The 17910-nt window shown below is 65.7% G+C and carries 13 protein-coding genes; 3 read left to right on the top strand and 10 right to left on the bottom strand.

From position 1 onward, the window contains the following. The 3 genes from BM031_RS14040 to BM031_RS14030 all read right to left on the bottom strand — a co-directional run. Window positions 1-214, bottom strand: a 214-nt coding sequence (locus BM031_RS14040) for a DUF4372 domain-containing protein (RefSeq protein ID WP_177207756.1), incomplete at its 3' end; no start/stop codon positions are given. 268 nt (window positions 215-482) lie between these two features. Beyond that, window positions 483-2147 carry a cation acetate symporter gene (locus BM031_RS14035; protein ID WP_091875197.1) on the bottom strand — a complete coding sequence of 555 codons (1665 nt, stop codon included), beginning with the start codon at window positions 2145-2147 and terminating at the stop codon, window positions 483-485. Next, window positions 2144-2452 (bottom strand): DUF485 domain-containing protein, encoded by a 309-nt coding sequence (locus BM031_RS14030; protein ID WP_091875196.1) that lies wholly within the window; start codon window positions 2450-2452, stop codon window positions 2144-2146. Before BM031_RS14030 ends, BM031_RS14035 begins: the two co-directional genes overlap by 4 nt. A 153-nt stretch (window positions 2453-2605) precedes the next feature. On the opposite strand from BM031_RS14030, the gene prpR reads away from it, so the two are divergent. From prpR to BM031_RS14015, 3 genes are all read left to right on the top strand, one after another. After that, the gene (prpR, locus tag BM031_RS14025) at window positions 2606-4201 is read left to right on the top strand and encodes a propionate catabolism operon regulatory protein PrpR (RefSeq protein WP_091875195.1); all 1596 of its coding nucleotides are present in this window, start codon (window positions 2606-2608) and stop codon (window positions 4199-4201) included. Window positions 4202-4446: 245 nt separating this feature from the next. Beyond that, a complete protein-coding gene (locus BM031_RS14020) occupies window positions 4447-5832 on the top strand; it encodes a pyridoxal-phosphate dependent enzyme (RefSeq protein ID WP_091875194.1) in 1386 nt (461 codons plus the stop codon). Beyond that, on the top strand, window positions 5829-7001 hold the full coding sequence (locus BM031_RS14015; protein ID WP_091875193.1) for a trans-sulfuration enzyme family protein: 1173 nt from the start codon (window positions 5829-5831) through the stop codon (window positions 6999-7001). Before BM031_RS14020 ends, BM031_RS14015 begins: the two co-directional genes overlap by 4 nt. 9 nt (window positions 7002-7010) lie before the next feature. On the opposite strand, the gene BM031_RS14010 is transcribed toward BM031_RS14015, so the two are convergent. The 7 genes from BM031_RS14010 to clpS form a co-directional block, all read right to left on the bottom strand. Then, the gene (locus tag BM031_RS14010) at window positions 7011-7544 is read right to left on the bottom strand and encodes a Cif family virulence factor (protein WP_091875192.1); all 534 of its coding nucleotides are present in this window, start codon (window positions 7542-7544) and stop codon (window positions 7011-7013) included. A 128-nt stretch (window positions 7545-7672) separates the two neighbouring features. Continuing rightward, a complete protein-coding gene (locus BM031_RS14005; protein ID WP_091875191.1) occupies window positions 7673-8308 on the bottom strand; it encodes a class I SAM-dependent rRNA methyltransferase in 636 nt (211 codons plus the stop codon). Window positions 8309-8356: 48 nt separating this feature from the next. Beyond that, window positions 8357-9664: a glycoside hydrolase family 1 protein gene (locus BM031_RS14000; RefSeq protein ID WP_143084588.1), complete on the bottom strand. Its 1308-nt coding sequence runs from the start codon at window positions 9662-9664 to the stop codon at window positions 8357-8359. Between the two features lie 265 nt (window positions 9665-9929). Continuing rightward, window positions 9930-11504, bottom strand: a complete 1575-nt coding sequence (locus BM031_RS13995) for a methyl-accepting chemotaxis protein (RefSeq protein ID WP_091875190.1) — start codon at window positions 11502-11504, stop codon at window positions 9930-9932. A gap of 100 nt (window positions 11505-11604) precedes the next feature. Beyond that, a complete protein-coding gene (locus tag BM031_RS13990; protein ID WP_091875189.1) occupies window positions 11605-14964 on the bottom strand; it encodes a S41 family peptidase in 3360 nt (1119 codons plus the stop codon). 303 nt (window positions 14965-15267) lie between these two features. Next, window positions 15268-17568, bottom strand: coding sequence for an ATP-dependent Clp protease ATP-binding subunit ClpA (gene clpA / locus BM031_RS13985; protein ID WP_091875188.1), 2301 nt, complete (start codon window positions 17566-17568; stop codon window positions 15268-15270). Continuing rightward, window positions 17565-17867 (bottom strand): ATP-dependent Clp protease adapter ClpS, encoded by a 303-nt coding sequence (gene clpS, locus BM031_RS13980; RefSeq protein ID WP_020653505.1) that lies wholly within the window; start codon window positions 17865-17867, stop codon window positions 17565-17567. Before clpS ends, clpA begins: the two co-directional genes overlap by 4 nt. Between the last annotated feature and the right edge of the window lie 43 nt (window positions 17868-17910).

Genomic DNA, 17910 nt, shown 5'->3' with positions numbered 1-17910 from the left:
GCGTCGAACGCTTGAGCATTGAGGCGCCGAGATGGTAGTGATGCGATGCGTGCGCATTGAAGCCAGTTTCGAGGGCACGCAAACTCGGCGCTCCGCTGGCCTGCGCATACACCATCGCCGTCATGTGATTCCAAGGCTTGAAGTGCTTGGTGTATTTGGCGGCATTGTGGCGGGCGACTGCCTGATCGAAGGCAGCGCGGGGCAGCCCCTTCATTAATTCTTGAAATGTCGTTATGCTGTACATGGTTGCAGGTTTGGTTTTTAAGTTGGCAAACCGAGGTTAACCCTCGTAAACCAATGCCTGCAACCCCTCCTTGCTAAGTCAAGCAAATTATTCCGGACAGCAGTGCGCGTAGGCGGGAACCCAAGTTCTGCATGCGTTACGGGAACGCTTGCAAATTGGGTTCCCGCCTGCGCGGGAAGTCGTAGGCGCCAGTGGCGCGTACGACGTGGTTTGCTTAGGGTGGCTTGCTCTCGGCGTTTTAGTGCCCGCTTGCCCCCGCCGCACCAATCCCAGTCTCCGACCGCACTTCCTGCGCCTCGAAGCCCGCCTTGTCGATCGCCGCGCGCGGGCTGGTGTCGAGCACCGAGAACAGCCAGATCCCGATGAAACCGATCGGCATCGAGAAGATCGCCGGCGACGTATAAGGGAAGATCGCTTCCGCATTGCCCAGCACATCGACCCAGACCGACTTCGACACGATGGTGAGGACCACTGCCGTGCCCAGGCCCAGGAAGCCGCCGATGGTCGCGCCGCGCGTGGTGCATTTGCTCCACAGGACAGACATGAACAGCACCGGGAAGTTGGCCGAGGCGGCGATGGCGAAGGCCAGCGACACCATGAAGGCGACGTTCTGCTTTTCGAAGGCGATACCGAGCAGCACGGCGATGAAGCCGAGCACGATGGTGGTGATTTTCGACACCCGCAGCTCGCTGCTGCTGGTGGCGGTGCCTTTGGCGAACACGGTGGCGTACAGGTCGTGCGAGACGGCCGAGGCGCCGGACAGGGTCAGGCCGGCCACCACCGCCAGGATGGTGGCGAAGGCCACGGCCGAGATGAAGCCGAGGAAAATGTCGCCGCCCACGGCCTTGGCCAGGTGCACCGCCGCCATGTTGTTCCCGCCCAGCAGCTTGCCGGCGGCGTCCTTGAATTCCGGATTGGTTCCGACCAGCACGATGGCGCCAAAGCCGATGATGAAGGTGAGGATGTAGAAGTAGCCGATCCAGGTGGTGGCCCACAGCACCGACTTGCGCGCTTCCTTGGCGCTGGGCACGGTGAAGAAACGCATCAGGATGTGCGGCAGCCCGGCGGTGCCGAACATCAGCGCCATGCCAAAGGAAATGGCGGAGATGGGATCCTTGACGAAGTTACCCGGCCCCATGATGCTGAAGCCCTTGGCATGCACTTCGGTGGCGGTGGCGAACAATTTTTCCGGGCTGAAGTCGTACTGCGCCAGCACCGAGAACGCCATGTAGGAGGCGCCCGACAGCAGCAGCACGGCCTTGATGATCTGCACCCAGGTGGTGGCCGTCATGCCGCCGAACAGCACGTAGACCATCATCAGCACGCCCACGATCACCACCGCCATCCAGTACTCGAGGCCGAACAGCAGCTTGATCAGCTGGCCGGCGCCGACCATCTGCGCGATGAGATAGAACAGCACCACCACCAGCGTGCCCGAGGCCGCGAACACGCGGATGGGTTTCTGGTGGAAGCGGTAGGCGGCGACGTCGGCGAAGGTGAAGCGGCCCAGGTTGCGCAGGCGCTCGGCCATCAGGAAGGTGATGACGGGCCAGCCGACCAGGAAGCCGATGGCGTAGATCAGGCCGTCGAAGCCGTCGAGGAACACGGCGGCCGAAATGCCGAGGAAGGACGCGGCCGACATGAAGTCGCCGGCAATCGCCAGGCCATTCTGGAAGCCCGTGATGCCGCCCCCTGCCGTATAAAAATCGGACGCCGAGCGGGTGCGCGAGGCGGCCCACTTGGTGATGAACAGGGTGAAGATGACGAAGGCCGCGAACATGCCGATCGCGGTCCAGTTGGTGGCCTGCTTGGTGGCCTGGCCGAGGTCGGGAGCGGCGATGGCGCCGCCCGCGGCCAGGGCCAGCACGGCAAAGGCGGCCGCTGCGCGAGGAAGGGCCTTCATGCCTGCACCTTGTTGCGGATGGCGGCGGTGAGTTCGTCGTAGCGGCGGTTGGCGCGGCGCACGTAGATGCCGGTGATGAGGACCGTGAACACGATCACGAACAGCCCCAGCGGGATGCCCCAGGTCATGACGCCCTCGCCGATGCGGGTGCCCATGAATTCCTTGTTGAAGGCCACCAGCAGCGTGAAGCCGTAGTAGACGATCATCATCGCCCAGGTGAGGGTCCAGCCGAAACGCGAACGCGTCCTGACGAGTTCTTGATAATCGGGGTCGGCCTTGATTCGCCGTACGAGGTCTTGTTCCACGTGTGTCTCCTGTTTTTTTCTGGTGTTGCCTGTCTTGTCGCTGACGGCAGGTCCATGCTAAAGCCGGGCGCTTACCACTCCCTTACGCTGGCCAAGCGCCCTGCCGCTGTTTCAATCTGAAACATGGCACAAGAAATCGACTAAACTTGGAACATGAGTTACTCCACCCGCAGCCCTGCGGACGGCGGCGACCGGCCGGTCATCTGGACCGTGTCGGTCTCGCGCCTGTCCGACCTCTTCCGCGACATCACGCTCGAATACGATCACCTGGCTTCGATCGAGCCACTGCACCTCGGGTTCGATGAAGCTGCACGAACCCTGCGCGAGCGCATGGCCACCGAGCGCTGCGACGTCGTCATTGCCGCCGGCTCGAACGCCGCCTACCTGAAGGGACGCGTATCGGCGCCGGTGGTGGTGGCCAAGGCCAGCGGTTTCGATGTGATGCAGGCGCTGGCCAGGGCGCGCCGGGTGTCCGAGCGCATCGGCGTGATCACCTACCAGGAACCGATGCGCGAACTGGCCGAATTCACCGCCACCTTCGGCATCGCCATTGCCCAGCGCACCTATGTGACGGAAGAAGATGCGCGCGCCAGCATCAACGAACTCAAGGCGGCGGGCATCGAAGTGATCGTCGGCGCGGGGCTGATTACCGACCTGGCCGAGGAAGCGGGGTTGGCCGCGGTGTTCATGTACTCGGCCGCATCGATCCGCCAGGCCTTCGATGACGCGCTGGAAATGGCGCGCCTGACCCACCTGGAAGCGAACCGCGGCCGCCGCAGCGCCGCCGTGGCCGACACCCGGCGCGCGCGGCGCGGCCTGCACGACCTGCGCGGCGAATCGGCCGCCATGGAACGCCTGCGCCAGACCGTGGTGCTGTACGCGCGCTCGCCGGCCACGGTGCTGGTCCAGGGCGAGACCGGCAGCGGCAAGGAACTGGTGGCGCAGGCGATCCACCGCGAAAGCCCGCACCGCGCCGCTTCCCGCCCGTTTGTTGCGGTGAACTGCGGCGCGATCGCCGAATCGCTGCTGGAATCGGAACTGTTCGGACACGAGGAAGGCGCGTTCACGGGCGCGCGCCGCGGCGGCCATGCGGGCCTGTTCGAGGCGGCCAACGGCGGGACCCTGTTCCTCGACGAGATCGGCGAAATGCCATTGAGCCTGCAGACCCGCCTGCTGCGCGTGCTGGAAGAGCGCGAGGTGGTGCGCGTGGGCGGCACGCGGCCGGTGCCGATCGACGTGCGCGTGATCAGCGCGACGCACTGCGACCTGGAGGCGCGCGTGCGCGAGGGGCGTTTCCGTGCCGACCTGTTCTACCGGCTGGCCGTGCTGCGCCTGGCGCTGCCGCCGCTGCGCGAGCGCCCGATCGACATCGCGCCGCTGGCGGAATGGTCGCTCAAGAATGCGCTGGCGGCGCTCGACGCGCGCCCGCATCCGAACCTGCACGCCGAGGTGCGCGCCTGCGCTCCGCTGCTCGAAGCCTATGCCTGGCCGGGCAATGTGCGCGAGCTGCGCAACCTGGCCGAGCGCCTGGCGCTGTTCCTGGCGGCGGAGCCGCTGCAGGCGCTGACGCCGAGTTTCCTGTTGTCGATTGCCCCTGAGCTAGCCAAGCAGTCAGCGATGCCAATGGTGATGCAGGATACGGAAAGCATCTCGGAGGTTCTGGCCCGCTTCGGCGGGCAGCGCGATGCGGCGGCCAGGCACCTGGGCATCAGCCGCACGACCTTGTGGCGGCGCTTGAAGAACCCATAGGGTGGCCGGCTCTGCCGGCCGCGCGTTCACATCCTGCGTGAAAAGTGGCAGCGCGATTGATCAACCGACCTTTGAACGCGCGGGCGGGAAACCCGCCCACCCTACGAGATCAACACCAGCTTGAATATTGGCCGTATCATGTCTTTTTTACATGGCCTGGCACCACGGGAATGCCAGCTCTTCGCATCGCGCCGCCCACGAAGCGGCGCACTGCCCGGGCGCCTGCCCGGCCTTTCGGAGGCACTATGCAACATGCTTCGCAAGCTGCACTGTTTTCGCTGATCGGCGACACCCCGCTGATCGAGGTCACCCGGATCGACACCGGTCCCTGCCAGCTGTTCCTGAAACTCGAATCGCAGAACCCCGGCGGCTCCATCAAGGACCGCATCGGCCGCGCCATGATCGAGCAGGCCGAGCACGATGGGCACCTGTCTCCGGGCGGCACCGTGGTCGAAGCCACGGCGGGCAATACTGGCCTGGGCCTGGCCCTGGTGGCCCGCATCAAGGGCTACCGCGTGGTGCTGGTGGTGCCCGACAAAATGGCGGCCGAGAAAATCCTTCACCTCAAGGCCCTGGGCGCCGAGATCCACCTGACCCGCTCCGACGTCGGCAAGGGCCATCCCGAGTACTACCAGGACTACGCCGCGCGCCTGGCCAAGGAAATTCCCGGCGCCTGGTTCGCCGACCAGTTCAACAACCCGGCCAATCCGCGCGCCCACGAAACCACCACCGGGCCCGAAATCTGGGACCAGGTCAACCACCGGCTCGACGCGATCGTGGTCGGCGTGGGTTCGTCCGGCACCCTCACCGGCCTGTCGCGCTACTTTAAAAAGATGCAGCCGAACCTGGAGTTCGTGCTGGCCGACCCGAAAGGCTCGATCCTGGCCGACTACATCAACACCGGCGTGCTGCGTACCGATGCCGGTTCGTGGGCGGTGGAAGGCATCGGCGAAGACTTCATTCCCGGCATCGCCGACCTGTCGCGCGTGAAAAAGGCCTACACGATTCCCGACGAGGAAAGCTTCAACACCGCGCGCCTGCTGCTGCAACAGGAAGGCATCCTGGCCGGCTCCTCCACCGGCACCCTGCTGGCCGCCGCGCTGCGCTACTGCCGCGAACAGACCCGCCCCAAGCGCGTGGTCAGCTTCGTGTGCGACACCGGCACCCGCTACCTCACCAAGGTGTACAGCGACGGCTGGATGGTCGACCAGGGCCTGCTCACCCGTCCCAAGCTGGGCGACCTGCGCGACCTGATCGGCCGCCGCTACGACGACGGCGAAGTGGTCACCGTGTCGCCCGGCGACACCCTGCTCACCGCCTTCAACCGCATGCGCAGCGCCGACCTGCAGCAGCTCCCCGTCATCGACAAGGATGGCCGCCTGGCCGGCCTGATCGACGAATCCGACCTGCTGCTGCACGTCACCTCGAGCCAGGAGCCGGGCCAGTTTTCCGCCCCCGTCTCCACCACCATGACCTCCACCCTGCAGACCCTGCACCCATCGGCCAGCATGGGCCACCTGCGCGAAATCCTCGACCGCGGACTCACCGCCGTGATCGCCGACGGCGACACGTTCTATGGCCTGATCACCCGCTTCGACCTGCTCAACCATCTCCGAAGGACCCTGTCGTGACTGAACAGAAAAAACACCTTGCCACCCGCGTGATCCATGGCGGCCAGGCGCCGGAACCGAGCACCGGCGCCGTGATGCCGCCGATCTTCGCCACCTCGACCTTCCGGCAAGAGAGCCCGGGCGTGCACAAGGGCCTGGACTATGGGCGCTCGCACAACCCCACCCGCTGGGCGCTGGAGCGCTGCGTGGCCGACATCGAAAGCGGCAGCGCCGCCTTTGCATTCGCATCCGGCCTGGCGGCGATCGCGGCGGTGCTCGAACTCTTGCCGGCGAACTCGCACATCGTGGCGGGCGACGACATGTACGGCGGCACCTTCCGCCTGTTCGAGCGCGTGCGCCGCAAGAGCGCCGGCCACAGTTTTACCTATGCCGACCTGACCGACCCGGACGCGCTGGCCAAGGCCATCACGCCGGAGACGAAATTGGTGTGGGTGGAGACGCCGACCAACCCCATGCTCAAGCTGGCCGACCTGGCGGCCATCGCCCAGCTGTGCCGCGCGCGCGGCATCATCACCGTGTGCGACAACACCTTCGCCAGCCCGATCCTCCAGCGCCCGCTGGAACTGGGCTTCGACATCGTCGTGCACTCGACCACCAAGTACATGAACGGCCACTCCGACGTGATCGGCGGCGTGGCGGTGGTGGGCAATGAGGACCGCCACCAGGAACTGGGCGAGCAGCTGGGCTTTGTCCAGAACGCGGTGGGCGCAATCCAGGGCCCCTTCGACAGCTTCCTGGTGCTGCGCGGGATCAAGACCCTGGCCCTGCGGGTGGAGCGTAGCAGCAGCAATGCGCTGGCGCTGGCCCAGTGGCTCGAACGCGAGCCCAAGGTGCGCAAGGTGTTCTATCCGGGACTGGAATCGCACCCGCAGCACGCGCTGGCGCGGCGCCAGATGAGCGCGTTCGGGGGCATCGTGTCGATCGACCTGGCCACCGACCTGGCCGGCGCGCGCCGCTTCCTGGAAACCTGCGAGGTGTTCACGCTGGCCGAGAGCCTGGGCGGCGTGGAAAGCCTGATCGAGCACCCTGCCCTGATGACCCACGCCAGCATTCCGGCCGAGCAGCGCGCGGAATTGGGCATCGGCGATGGGCTGATCAGGTTATCGGTCGGGATCGAGCACCTGGCAGACCAGCAGGAAGACCTGCGGCGGGCGCTGGCGGCGATCTAGGCCTGCGCTTCAGGGGGTGCCGGCCTTCGGAGGCGGCACCGGGTTCAAGGCTTGCGACCAGACCACGGCGGCGATTTTCCAGCCCGCCTCGGTGCGCACCATCTGCCAGCTTTCCTTGCCCCAGTTCTGCTTGTAGTCGCCGCTCTTGAAACTGTAGTCGAACCAGACCTGGGCCACCTCGCCGTCGCTGTCGATGCGCACGTTGGAGATGGTCTCTTCGACCCGTGCCTTGTCATTGGCAATGCTGGTGATGAAGGCGCGCGGGTTGCTGTTGAAGAGTTTGGACGGACGCTTCAGTGCCGGGTTGGGGCGGTTCGCGTACATGTGTTCGATGCTGGCGTCGGTGGTCACGCCGGTCCAGGTGATGTCGTCCTTCAGGAACAGCTTCAGGAAGGCGTCCTTGTCCTTGTTGATGATGGACACGCGGAAGGTCTCGATGACCTGTTCGATCTGCTGGCTGCCCTGGACGTCTTGCGCGCTGGCGGCTTGCGGTGCGAGCGCCAGCATGCCGGTGGTGAGCACTGCCGCGAGGACGTTCTCCATGCTTTCCTTCATGTCCGGCTGCGGCCGGGCTGGTGGCAGGACCCTTCCCGCCGTCGCGCCATACTGAAGGGTAGCCACCGGCTTATCAAGCCCGGCGTGAAGATTATGCCGGGGGCATGCCGGGTGCGTCAGCGCGGGTAGACGAAACCGGTGCGGATATCCATCGGCACCAGCCGGCCGCCCTCGCGCACGCTCAGGCGCGACGGCGGCTCTTCGCCGGCCAGCACGCGGCGCGTGATCGGCAGCCCTTCGGCCTTGCGCACCAGCTCATCGCAGCGCTCGTAGACATTGGCGCAGCCGGTGGCTTTCAGCAGCGCCTGCACGGCGGCCACTTTCCACAGGTCGACCCCGGCGGCATTGAATTGGCACACCAGGTAGCCCTCGGCGCCGCCATAGCCGTGCACCAGCAGGCCGGGCAGGCCATCCTTCTCGCCATCGACCAGCTGCACCAGCGCCTGCGGGTCGGCGATGTCGCGCGCGACCGCGCGGCGCTCCACGGCGGCCTGCACGCGCCGCTTGATCAGCGCATGGTCGACCGGCTCGTCTTCGCGCAGCGACCACACGCGGGCGGCGATCTGCGACTTGGCGTTGTAGGCGGCGCGGGCCAGGAACTGGCGCGACGAGGACTGCACGATGGCAGTGGCGCCCGGTTTGTTGCGCTCCGATGGTTTGCCGTCGACCTTGTCGATGGCCGAGAGATAGATCCAGGGGTCGCCGGCAAGGATACTTTTTTCCTTGCCCTGCTTGATGGTGATGATGAGCATGCGCGGCTTTCGTTTTCAGGAACGGGATGATACAGCATGCCGGCCTGCCTATTCCGCGTTCTGGGGCGCGTCCGTGGCAATCGCAGCCGCTGTCCGGCGCTGCGGATAGGTGCCCACGTGGGCGGGATAGTCCTCTTCGAGCTGCAGCGGCACCTGCAGGCACACGCTCTGGGTCGGCAGCACTTCGGTCCAGTCGCGGATCAGGTCGCGGTAGGCATGTCCTACCGGGCGCAGCTTGCGGTCGAGGTCGGCCAGGCCCAGGGCGTTCACGTTGCCATTGTTTTCGCGCAGGCCGGTGTCCCAGTCCACCTGGTCGGTCAGCGAATACCAGGTGAAGCCGACCAGGGGCACGCCGTTGTTACGCACCCGCAGCACGTTGGCCCACTCCTTGCGCAGCCACTTCACCGCTTCGTCGCCGCAGGGGCCCTGGCAGAGATTGGTCTCGGTGTGCATCACCGGCAGGCGGAAGCGGTTGTAGTACTGGTGGGTGATCACGGCATAGCCGAAGATTTCGCCCGACGCTTCGCTGCTGCCATCGGCCGACACCAGGTGCTCGTTGGTCTGGTAGTAGTCGTTGCCCATGATGCAGTGGTGCTTGAGGTTGTTGTTCAGGAAGAAGTGGTATTCCTCGCGCGTCATGCCGTTGTCCAGCAGGTACTCGTACATGGTGGAATCGACCCGGCGCCCGTAGTTCAGGTCCAGCGACAGGAAGCGGCGCGCATTCATGGTCTCGGCCGGGCCGATCGCCGCCGGCGACTTCGCATGGAAATATTCGGAGGATTCGCTCTGGACGAACAGGGCATCCGGGCGCACGTCGAGGATGGCGCGCATGGCCAGCAGGTTGGCCTTGACCACGTGCTTGAGGGCCGTCACATAGGCCCGGTCGCTGCGTTGCTGCTCGTTCCACCATCCATACAGGCCGGAAAACAGCGCGCTGATCGACATCTCATTGACCGGCGTGTACAGCTGCAGCCAGGGGTAGCGCAGCGCGAAGGCGCGCGCGTAGCCGGCGAAGATGGCGGGAAAATCCGGGTTCTGGAAGTTGCCGAGGAAGTCAGGCAAGCCGAAATGGCACAGGTCGACGATCGCCACGATACCGCGCCGGCGCAGCTCGGGAAAGGTTTCGTCGGCGAACGACCAGTCATAACGCCGCGGACCGGCCAGGGTCGTGTGCAGGGGCGGTCCGTAGCGCAGGAAGCGGATGCCAATGTCCTGTACCAGGTCGAAGTCGCGCCGCCAATGCCGGTAATGGCCGCATTTCTCCATCTCGTCCATGCGAACCCTGCCGCCGTCGATGGTCGGGATGCTGTTCTCGATGCCGGTTGCAAACAGAAATCCGGGTTGATTCGATACCATGTGCCGCCCCCCTGTCAGGCCATTGTCGGCACGTTTGCCATCGCATGTCAACTTCGGGGTCAGGTCAGACATTTGGACACGAGCTCTGCATTTATCGCAGCTTTCGCGCCCGATTGGCCGTCCTGCCTTCGATCATTGCGCATGTCAACTTCGGGGTCAGGTCTGACATTTGGACACGAGCTCTGCAATTATCGAAGCGTTCGCGCCCGATTGGCCGTACCGCCTGCGATCATTGTGCCGATACGGCTGAGGCCGTGTCCAAATGTCAGACCTGACCCCGAAGTGCGAAGGGCGTCGTGCGTACCTTGAAGGTGGCGACCAGTTCCGACAGGTCGGCGGCCTGCTGGCGCATCGATTCGGTGGCGGCCGTGGCCTGCTCGACCATTGCCGCGTTCTGCTGGGTCGATTCGTCCATCTCGGCGATTGCCTGGCTGACCTGGGCCACGCCGTCGGCCTGGCCCGCGCCGGCGGCGTGGATGGTGTCGAGGATGCCGGCCACGTCGTGTACGTGCTCCAGGACGGCGCGCATGGTTTGACCGGCGGTGCTGGCGATGCCGGTGCCGGCGTCGATCTCGCCGCGCGATTCTCCGATGAGTTTCTTGATTTCCTTGGCCGCCGTGGCCGAGTGCTGGGCCAGGCTGCGCACTTCGGCCGCCACCACCGCGAAACCGCGGCCCTCGGCGCCGGCGCGGGCCGCTTCCACGGCGGCGTTGAGCGCCAGGATATTGGTCTGGAACGCGATGCTGTCGATCATGCCGGTGATGTCGACGATGCGGTCGGCCGAGGCCTTGATGGCGCCCATGCGGGCCACCACCTGCTCGACCGCGTCGGCGCCCCGGGTGGCGACGGTGGATGCCGATTTGGCCAGCACGTTGGCCGACCTGGCGCTGGCGTTGTTCTGCGAGATCGCGCTGCTCAGTTCGTCCATCGCGACCACGGTCTGGCGCAGCGCGCTGGCCTGGCGTTCGGTGCGGCGCGACAGATCGTGGTTGCCGTCGGCGATCTCGCCGGAGGCTGCGTCGATCGCCTGCGCGCCCTGCAGCACCTGGGCGACGGTGGCGGACACGCCGTTCGTCATGCCATTGAGCGCGTCGAACAGGCGGCCGATTTCATCGCTGCGGCGGTGCCGGATCACGGGGCGCAGGTCGCCGTGCGCGACCTGCTCGGCCAGCGCGACGGCCTGCTGCAGCGGCCCGACGATGTTCCGGGTCAGCATCCAGGCCAGCACGGCGCCCACCGCCAGCGCCGCGCCGCCCAGCGCCAGCAGCAGCAGCTTGCCGAAGGCGGAGGCTGACGCTGATTCCTCGGCAAGGCGGTGCGCTTCGGCGCTCTCGAAAGCCAGCAGCGCTTCGAGGGCGGCGGTGTGGGCCTTGTCGGCCTGCTCCCAGCTGCCGCTGACGAGCTGCTCGACAACGCCGGTCTGGCCGAACTCCTTGGCCTGGAACAGCGCCGCCTGGATCTTGGCCAGCGCGGCCTTGTGCTTGGCGGCGCTCTCCACCAGCGCTCGTTCGCGCTGGGACTGCGGGAGCCTGGCAAGCCGGCCCTGGATCTCGGTCGCGGCCTTGCTGCCTGCGGCCAGCTGGGCCTGGAAGTAATCGGCTAGCTCCAGGCTGTCGCTGCGTGCGATGGCGACCGTGCGCGAGCCGTTCAGGCGCTCGATGCCGAGCAGGTCGGAGGTCAGCTGCTGCTTGGCCAGCTTGTCGTACACCAGGTCCGTGGTCAGCGCGTCATTGGCCTGCATGCGCCACAGCGCGACGGCGGAAATGAGCAGGAGCAGGAAGGAGACGATGCCGAAGGCGCCGAGGATCTTGGTACCGGTCTGGAGCTTCGCAGGGTGCATGGCAAGTATCGGAGTGGATCGGATGCTTGCAGTTTAGAAATTAAATATGACAGCATGATGAACCGGGGCGCAGGCAGCAGGTGCCGCGCCCCGGCCGCGCTTAGCGCTTCAGTGCCGGGATCGCGGCCGGCTTCCACGGCTTGACCGGCTGCTCCTGCATCTTCTTCTGCAGCAGTTCGATCGCCACTTCGAGCTGGCGGTCGCGGCCCGCGAAGGTTTCGTTCGGCAGGTTGTCCACCTCGACGTCCGGCGTCACGCCCACGCCCTCGATCAGCCATTCGCCGTCCGCCGCGAACTGGCCAAATTCGGCCACGCGCGCCATGCCGTTGTCGGACAGGCCGTTGCCGTCGCTGAGCCAGACACCCGCGCCGGCGGTGCGCTTGCCCACCAGCGGGCCCAGTTTCAGGGCCTTGACGCCGGCCGCGAAGGTCTCGCCATCCGAATACGTCAGCTCGTCCATCAGCACCACCAGGTGGCCGCGGAAGGTGTTCTGCATGTTCGACTGCGGCAGGTTGCCGTTCGAACTCCAGAACGCCCACGAGCGGCGCAGCAGCTTCTCGATGATCCAGCTGTCGATGTTGCCGCCGTTATTGCGGCGCACATCGATCACCAGGCCTTCCTTGTTGATGTTGGCGTAGAAGTCGCGCGCAAACGCATTGATGTCGCGCGCCACCATGGCGCGCAGGTGCAGGTAGCCGATCTTGCCCTTCGAAAGCGTGTCGGCCTGCTGGGCCCTGCCCTGCTCCCAATCCGAATAGCGCAGCGCGGCGTGGCGCGCCATCGGCACCGGGGTGACGATCACCGGGCGCGGCTTGCCGCCAGCGCTCTTCACGTGCAGCAGCACCTGCTTGTCGGCCTGGTCGAGCAGCAGGTCGGCGATGTCGCGCGCTTCCACCAGCGACTTGCCGTTGACGGCCGTGATGACATCACCCTCCTTCACGCCCACGTCCGGCGCCGACAGCGGCCCGCGTTCGGACGGCAGCTCCGGCTCGGCGCGGTAGACACGGTCGACGCGGAAGCCGTCGGCCACGCGCGTGAGCACCGCGCCCAGGCTCGAAGGCACGCCTTCGCCCGTGGCGCGGCGCTGGTCGCCCGGACGGATCTGCGAGTGCAGCGCCCCGACTTCGCCCACCATCATGCCCAGCACGTCGTCCAGCTCCGCGCGGTCGGTCACGCGCTCGACCAGTGGCGCGTAGCGGGCGCGCGCGGCGTTCCAGTCGACGCCGCGCATGTTGGCGTCGTACAGGAAGTCGCGGTGCATGCGCCATGCGTCGTTGAACATCTGCGTCCATTCCAGGCGCGGGTTGGTGCTCACCGCCCAGTCGTCGACTTTCACGCGCGCCTTGGTCAGGTCGGCGGGCGCCTTGGCGCCGGCCGGGACGATCAGCATTTCGCCCGGGCCGGCGGCGTGGAAGGTGCGGTAGAAGATGTGCTTGCGATCGGTGCTCTGGCCGAATTCGCGCACGTTGGCCACGAAGATTTCCGGCTGCGGGCTGCTGCGCGAGATTTCCAGCGTCTTGAGCGCGCCGCTGCGGCCATTGTCCGATTCCAGGATGTACAGGCGCTTGTCGTCGATGGCGAGCGCGCGGTAGTTGCCCGGCACGATGGGCACCTCGTACAGGCGCTCGCGCAGGCCCGCGTAGTCGACCGCCGGCGTCGGGGCTTTCGCCTTGTCCGGTGCGGCCGCGCTGGCGGCCGCAGTCGCGGCGGCGGTGGCGGCGGCGACGGCGGCGTTCTTGTCGGCTTCGTCGGTACCCGGGGTCTTCACCGCGGCTTTCGCTGCCGCTTCGGGCGAGGTCGCCTCCGGCTTGGTCAGCTCATCCTCCGCCTTGAACGGGAAGCGCGCGCCGGGCTGCAGCGCCAGCGCATAGACGCCGACGCGGCGGTCGAACACCGGTCCCATGTTGCGGTCGCCCCACGGGCCGGCATTGCCTACATTGAAATGGCGCGCCGACAGGAAGTACAGCCACTTCCCGTCCGGCGAGAACACCGGCGCGTCGGCGGTGTAGCGATCGGTGGTGACAAACGCCATGCTCTTCGACGGCAGGTGGTACATGCCGATCTGGTTGCGCTGTTCGCTGCTGCCGACCCGCACGAAGGCGATGTTGCGGCTGTCGGGCGACCACACCACCTGGTCGGGACGGTCGGCGCCGACCTGCTTGGCGTCGTCGATGATGACATTGGTTTTCGCGGCCAGGTCGAGCAGCCAGGTGCGGCCTTTCTTGTCGGTGTGGGCCAGGTACTTGCCGTCCGGCGAAGGATAGATGCCGGAGCGGTGGCTGGCGCCATCGATGGTCAGGCGCTCGCCCTTGCCCGAGCCGTCGGCGGCGTAGCGCCAGATCTCGTTCTCGCCGGTGCTGTCGACAAACGCGTAGACCCACCTGTCGTCGTGGCTGAATACGGCGCCGCGGGCGCGTGCGCCGTCCGGCACGGCGATCTCGACCCGGCGCTGGGTGCCGGTGCCGGCGATGGTCACCTTGCCGCGCGCGGTCAGCACGATGCGCTCGGCCTTGCTGGCCACCTCGATGCTGGTGAGCGCGTCGAGCGGCGAACGCACGCGGCGCGTGCGCTGCTGGTCGAAGTCCGAGACCAGGCTGGCTTTGACGAGCGTGTCGGCGCCGCTGGCGATGTCGAACACGCGCAGGTCGGCGCCGAGCTGGTAGGCGATGCGGCCGTCGCCCAGCGAAGCGGTGCGCACATCCCACTCCTTGTGCTGAGTGTGCTCCTTGCGGTCGCTCCCGTCGGGCAGCGACGACCAGATATTGTCGGCGCCGCCGGCATCGCTGATGAAGTAAATGCGGCCATTCCACCACATCGCGCGGCGGTTGTTGGCGGTATCGCCCTTGAACAGCTGGGTGGCCTCGCCTTTTGAACCGAGCTCGTAGCGCCACAGCTGGGCATGGGCCCCGCCGCGGTAGGCGCGCACGTTATCGTTGGTCATGGACAGGCCCATGCGCGTGAAGAACACACTGCGGCCATCGTCCGACAGCACGGCGTCGTTGGCGTCGGCCAGCGGCAGCACGCGGCGCGCCAGTTTTACCGGCTCCAGCGCCGCGACGATGCGGTGCTTGGCCGGCCCCACCGAGTTCTCGGTACTCACCAGGACCTCACCCTGCGCGGTCCAGCCCAGCACCGTCACGCCGCCGTTCTCGAACGTGATCCGCTTCGGCAGCCCGCCTTCGATCGGCATCACATAGGCTTCCTGCGCGCCCTCGTAGGAGGCGGCGAAGGCGACGTACTTGCCGTCGTGCGAAATCGCGGCTTGCGTTTCCGCCGACGGGTGGGTGGTCAGCCGGGTGGCCTTGCCACCGGCGGTCGTGGTGCGCCACAGGTCGCCCTCGGCGGTGAACACGATGGTGTCGCCGCGCACGGCCGGGAAACGGAAGTAGGGATCGGCGGCGGCAGCCTGGCTGCCAATGAGCGCGAGCGACAGCGCGAGGATGGTGCGGGAGACGGTCATGTGCGGGTGGCGAGGGTTGCTTAAAGGGATGAGTTTGCCACAGGTGGGTGGGACGTTCGACGTACGTACGTGCAAAATTTTACGTGGGGTGGTGTGCAGGCAAAATTAGGCTTCCGGCCTTCGCCGGAAGTCGTAGGCGCCAGTGGTGCGTACGACGTGCTACGTTTATAGGAAAAAGGGCAAGCCGCTAGTCTGCCACCCTTGCCCAGTCGTCCCGGCGAAGGCCGGGACATAAGTTACACGCGTAACGGAAACGCAAAAAAAAACCGCGCCGAAGCGCGGTTTCTACAGGTGCAGCGAGCTTTACTCGATCTCCACCGTCTCCGCCGGTGCCGGCGGCGGCAGTGCATCCCCTTCCGGGAACTCGAGCACCACGTCGTCCTTCTCGTTCAGGTCCACCGTGATCCGCCCGCCGTTGACCAGGCGCCCGAACAGCAGCTCGTCGGCCAGCGCCTTGCGGATCATGTCCTGGATCAGGCGCGACATCGGGCGTGCGCCCATCAGCGGGTCGAAGCCCTTCTTGGACAGGAACTTGCGCAGCTTCTCGGTGAAGACGGCTTCCACCTTCTTCTCGTGCAGCTGTTCTTCCAGCTGCATCAGGAACTTGTCCACGACGCGCAGGATGATGTCCTCGTCCAGCGCGCGGAAGCTGATGGTCGCGTCCAGGCGGTTGCGGAACTCCGGCGTGAACATGCGCTTGATGTCGGCCATCTCGTCGCCTGCCTGCTTGGAATCCACGAAGCCCACCGAGCGCTTGGTCAGGCTCTCGGCGCCCGCATTGGTGGTCATGATGATGATCACGTTGCGGAAATCGGCCTTGCGTCCGTTGTTGTCGGTCAGGGTGCCATGGTCCATCACCTGCAGCAGGATGTTGAAAATGTCCGGGTGGGCTTTTTCAATCTCGTCCAGCAGCAGCACCGCGTGCGGCTTCTTGGTGATGGCTTCCGTGAGCAAACCGCCCTGGTCGAAGCCGACATAGCCCGGCGGCGCACCGATCAGGCGCGACACCGCGTGGCGCTCCATGTACTCCGACATGTCGAAGCGGATCAGCTCGATGCCGAGGATGAAGGCCAGCTGCTTCGCCACCTCCGTTTTGCCCACGCCGGTAGGACCGGAGAACAGGAAGGAACCGATCGGCTTGTCCTGCTTGCCCAGGCCCGCACGCGCCATCTTGATGGCCGAAGCCAGCGCGTCGATCGCAGGGTCCTGGCCGAACACCACGTTGCGCAGGTCGCGGTCGATGGTCTGCAGCTTGCTGCGGTCGTCCTGGTTGACGGTCTGCGGGGGAATCCGCGCGATCTTCGCGATGATGTCCTCGATTTCCGTCTTGCCGATGGTTTTCTTCTGCTTCGACTTCGGCAGGATGCGCTGGGCGGCACCGGCTTCGTCGATCACGTCGATGGCTTTATCGGGCAGGTGGCGGTCGTTGATGAAGCGCGCCGCCAGTTCCGCCGCGGTGGTGAGCGCCGAGGACGAGTACTTGACGCCGTGGTGCTCTTCGAAACGCGACTTGAGGCCGCGCAGGATCGCCACGGTCTGCTCGACCGACGGTTCGTTGACGTCCACCTTCTGGAAGCGGCGGCTCAGTGCGTGGTCCTTCTCGAACACGCCGCGGAATTCCGTGAACGTGGTCGCGCCGATGCACTTGAGCTGGCCGTTGGCCAGGGCGGGTTTCAGCAGGTTCGATGCGTCGAGCGTGCCGCCCGAGGCCGAACCGGCGCCGATGATGGTGTGGATCTCGTCGATGAACAGGATGCCGTTCGGCGTGTCCTTCAATTGCTTGAGGACGGCCTTGAGGCGCTGTTCGAAGTCGCCGCGGTACTTGGTGCCGGCCAGCAGCGCGCCCATGTCGAGCGAGAACACGACGGCGTTCTGCAGGATTTCCGGGACGTCTTCCTGGACGATGCGCCATGCCAGGCCTTCGGCAATCGCGGTCTTGCCGACACCGGCTTCGCCGACCAGCAGCGGATTGTTCTTGCGGCGGCGGCACAGGATCTGGATCACGCGGTCGACTTCTTCCTCGCGCCCGATCAGCGGATCGATCTTGCCATCGGCAGCCGCCTTGTTCAGGTTTTGCGTGAACTGGTCGAGCGGGCTTTCCTTGGCCTGGCCTTCGACCTGCGCTTCTTCCACGCCTTCCGACGCCTTGGTGGTGTCGAGCTGCTGGTCCTTGCGCACGCCGTGCGAGATGAAATTGACTACGTCGAGGCGGGTTACGCCCTGCTGGTGCAGGTAGTACACCGCGTGCGAGTCCTTCTCGCCGAAGATCGCCACCAGCACATTGGCGCCAGTAACTTCCTTCTTGCCATTGGACGCCGACTGCACGTGCATGATGGCGCGCTGGATCACGCGCTGGAAGCCAAGCGTCGGCTGGGTGTCGACCTCGCCCGTGCCGGGCACGGTCGGGGTGTTATCACCGATAAAGTTAGTCAAGGTCTTGCGCAGGTCTTCAATATTGACCGCGCACGCACGCAGGACTTCGGCGGCCGAGGGATTGTCGAGTAGCGCTAGCAGCAGGTGTTCCACGGTAATGAACTCGTGGCGTGCCTGGCGGGCTTCGACAAAGGCCATGTGTAGGGATACTTCAAGTTCCTGCGCAATCATACTTCCTCCATCACGCATTGCAGGGGATGCCCCGCCTTACGCGCATGCGTTAAGACAAACTCCACTTTGGTACACGCTATATCTTTGGAAAACACTCCACAGACACCCTTGCCGTGACGGTGCACGGAAAGCATGATCTGGGTCGCCGTTTCGCGGTCCTTGTTGAAATACTCCTGAATCACCGCAACCACGAATTCCATCGGCGTGTAGTCGTCGTTCAGCAACGCCACCTGGTACAGGGGTGGCGGTTTTACAGTTTGCCGCTCCAGCAGCTGTTCGGTGTCATGCTTCGTAGCCATGGGCGTATTCTAATGCTTTCAAAGTCGGTGCCAAGCGTAAACA

Origin of the sequence: Massilia yuzhufengensis (assembly GCF_900112225.1) — a bacterium.
GTDB classification, from domain to species: Bacteria; Pseudomonadota; Gammaproteobacteria; order Burkholderiales; family Burkholderiaceae_D; genus Telluria; species Telluria yuzhufengensis.
The sequence above is the reverse complement of the archived record's forward strand: the minus strand, read 5'-3'. Positions and strand labels throughout refer to the sequence as shown.

What these genes read in the sequence shown, in the direction of transcription:
- BM031_RS14035 (WP_091875197.1), bottom strand. Translation starts at nt 2,147, where the DNA reads ATGAAGGCCCTTCCTCGCGCAGCGGCCGCCTTTGCCGTGCTGGCCCTG.
- prpR (WP_091875195.1), top strand. Translation starts at nt 2,606, where the DNA reads ATGAGTTACTCCACCCGCAGCCCTGCGGACGGCGGCGACCGGCCGGTC.
- BM031_RS14020 (WP_091875194.1), top strand. Translation starts at nt 4,447, where the DNA reads ATGCAACATGCTTCGCAAGCTGCACTGTTTTCGCTGATCGGCGACACC.
- BM031_RS14010 (WP_091875192.1), bottom strand. Translation starts at nt 7,544, where the DNA reads ATGGAGAACGTCCTCGCGGCAGTGCTCACCACCGGCATGCTGGCGCTC.
- BM031_RS14005 (WP_091875191.1), bottom strand. Translation starts at nt 8,308, where the DNA reads ATGCTCATCATCACCATCAAGCAGGGCAAGGAAAAAAGTATCCTTGCC.
- BM031_RS14000 (WP_143084588.1), bottom strand. Translation starts at nt 9,664, where the DNA reads ATGGTATCGAATCAACCCGGATTTCTGTTTGCAACCGGCATCGAGAAC.
- BM031_RS13995 (WP_091875190.1), bottom strand. Translation starts at nt 11,504, where the DNA reads ATGCACCCTGCGAAGCTCCAGACCGGTACCAAGATCCTCGGCGCCTTC.
- BM031_RS13990 (WP_091875189.1), bottom strand. Translation starts at nt 14,964, where the DNA reads ATGACCGTCTCCCGCACCATCCTCGCGCTGTCGCTCGCGCTCATTGGC.
- clpA (WP_091875188.1), bottom strand. Translation starts at nt 17,568, where the DNA reads ATGATTGCGCAGGAACTTGAAGTATCCCTACACATGGCCTTTGTCGAA.
- clpS (WP_020653505.1), bottom strand. Translation starts at nt 17,867, where the DNA reads ATGGCTACGAAGCATGACACCGAACAGCTGCTGGAGCGGCAAACTGTA.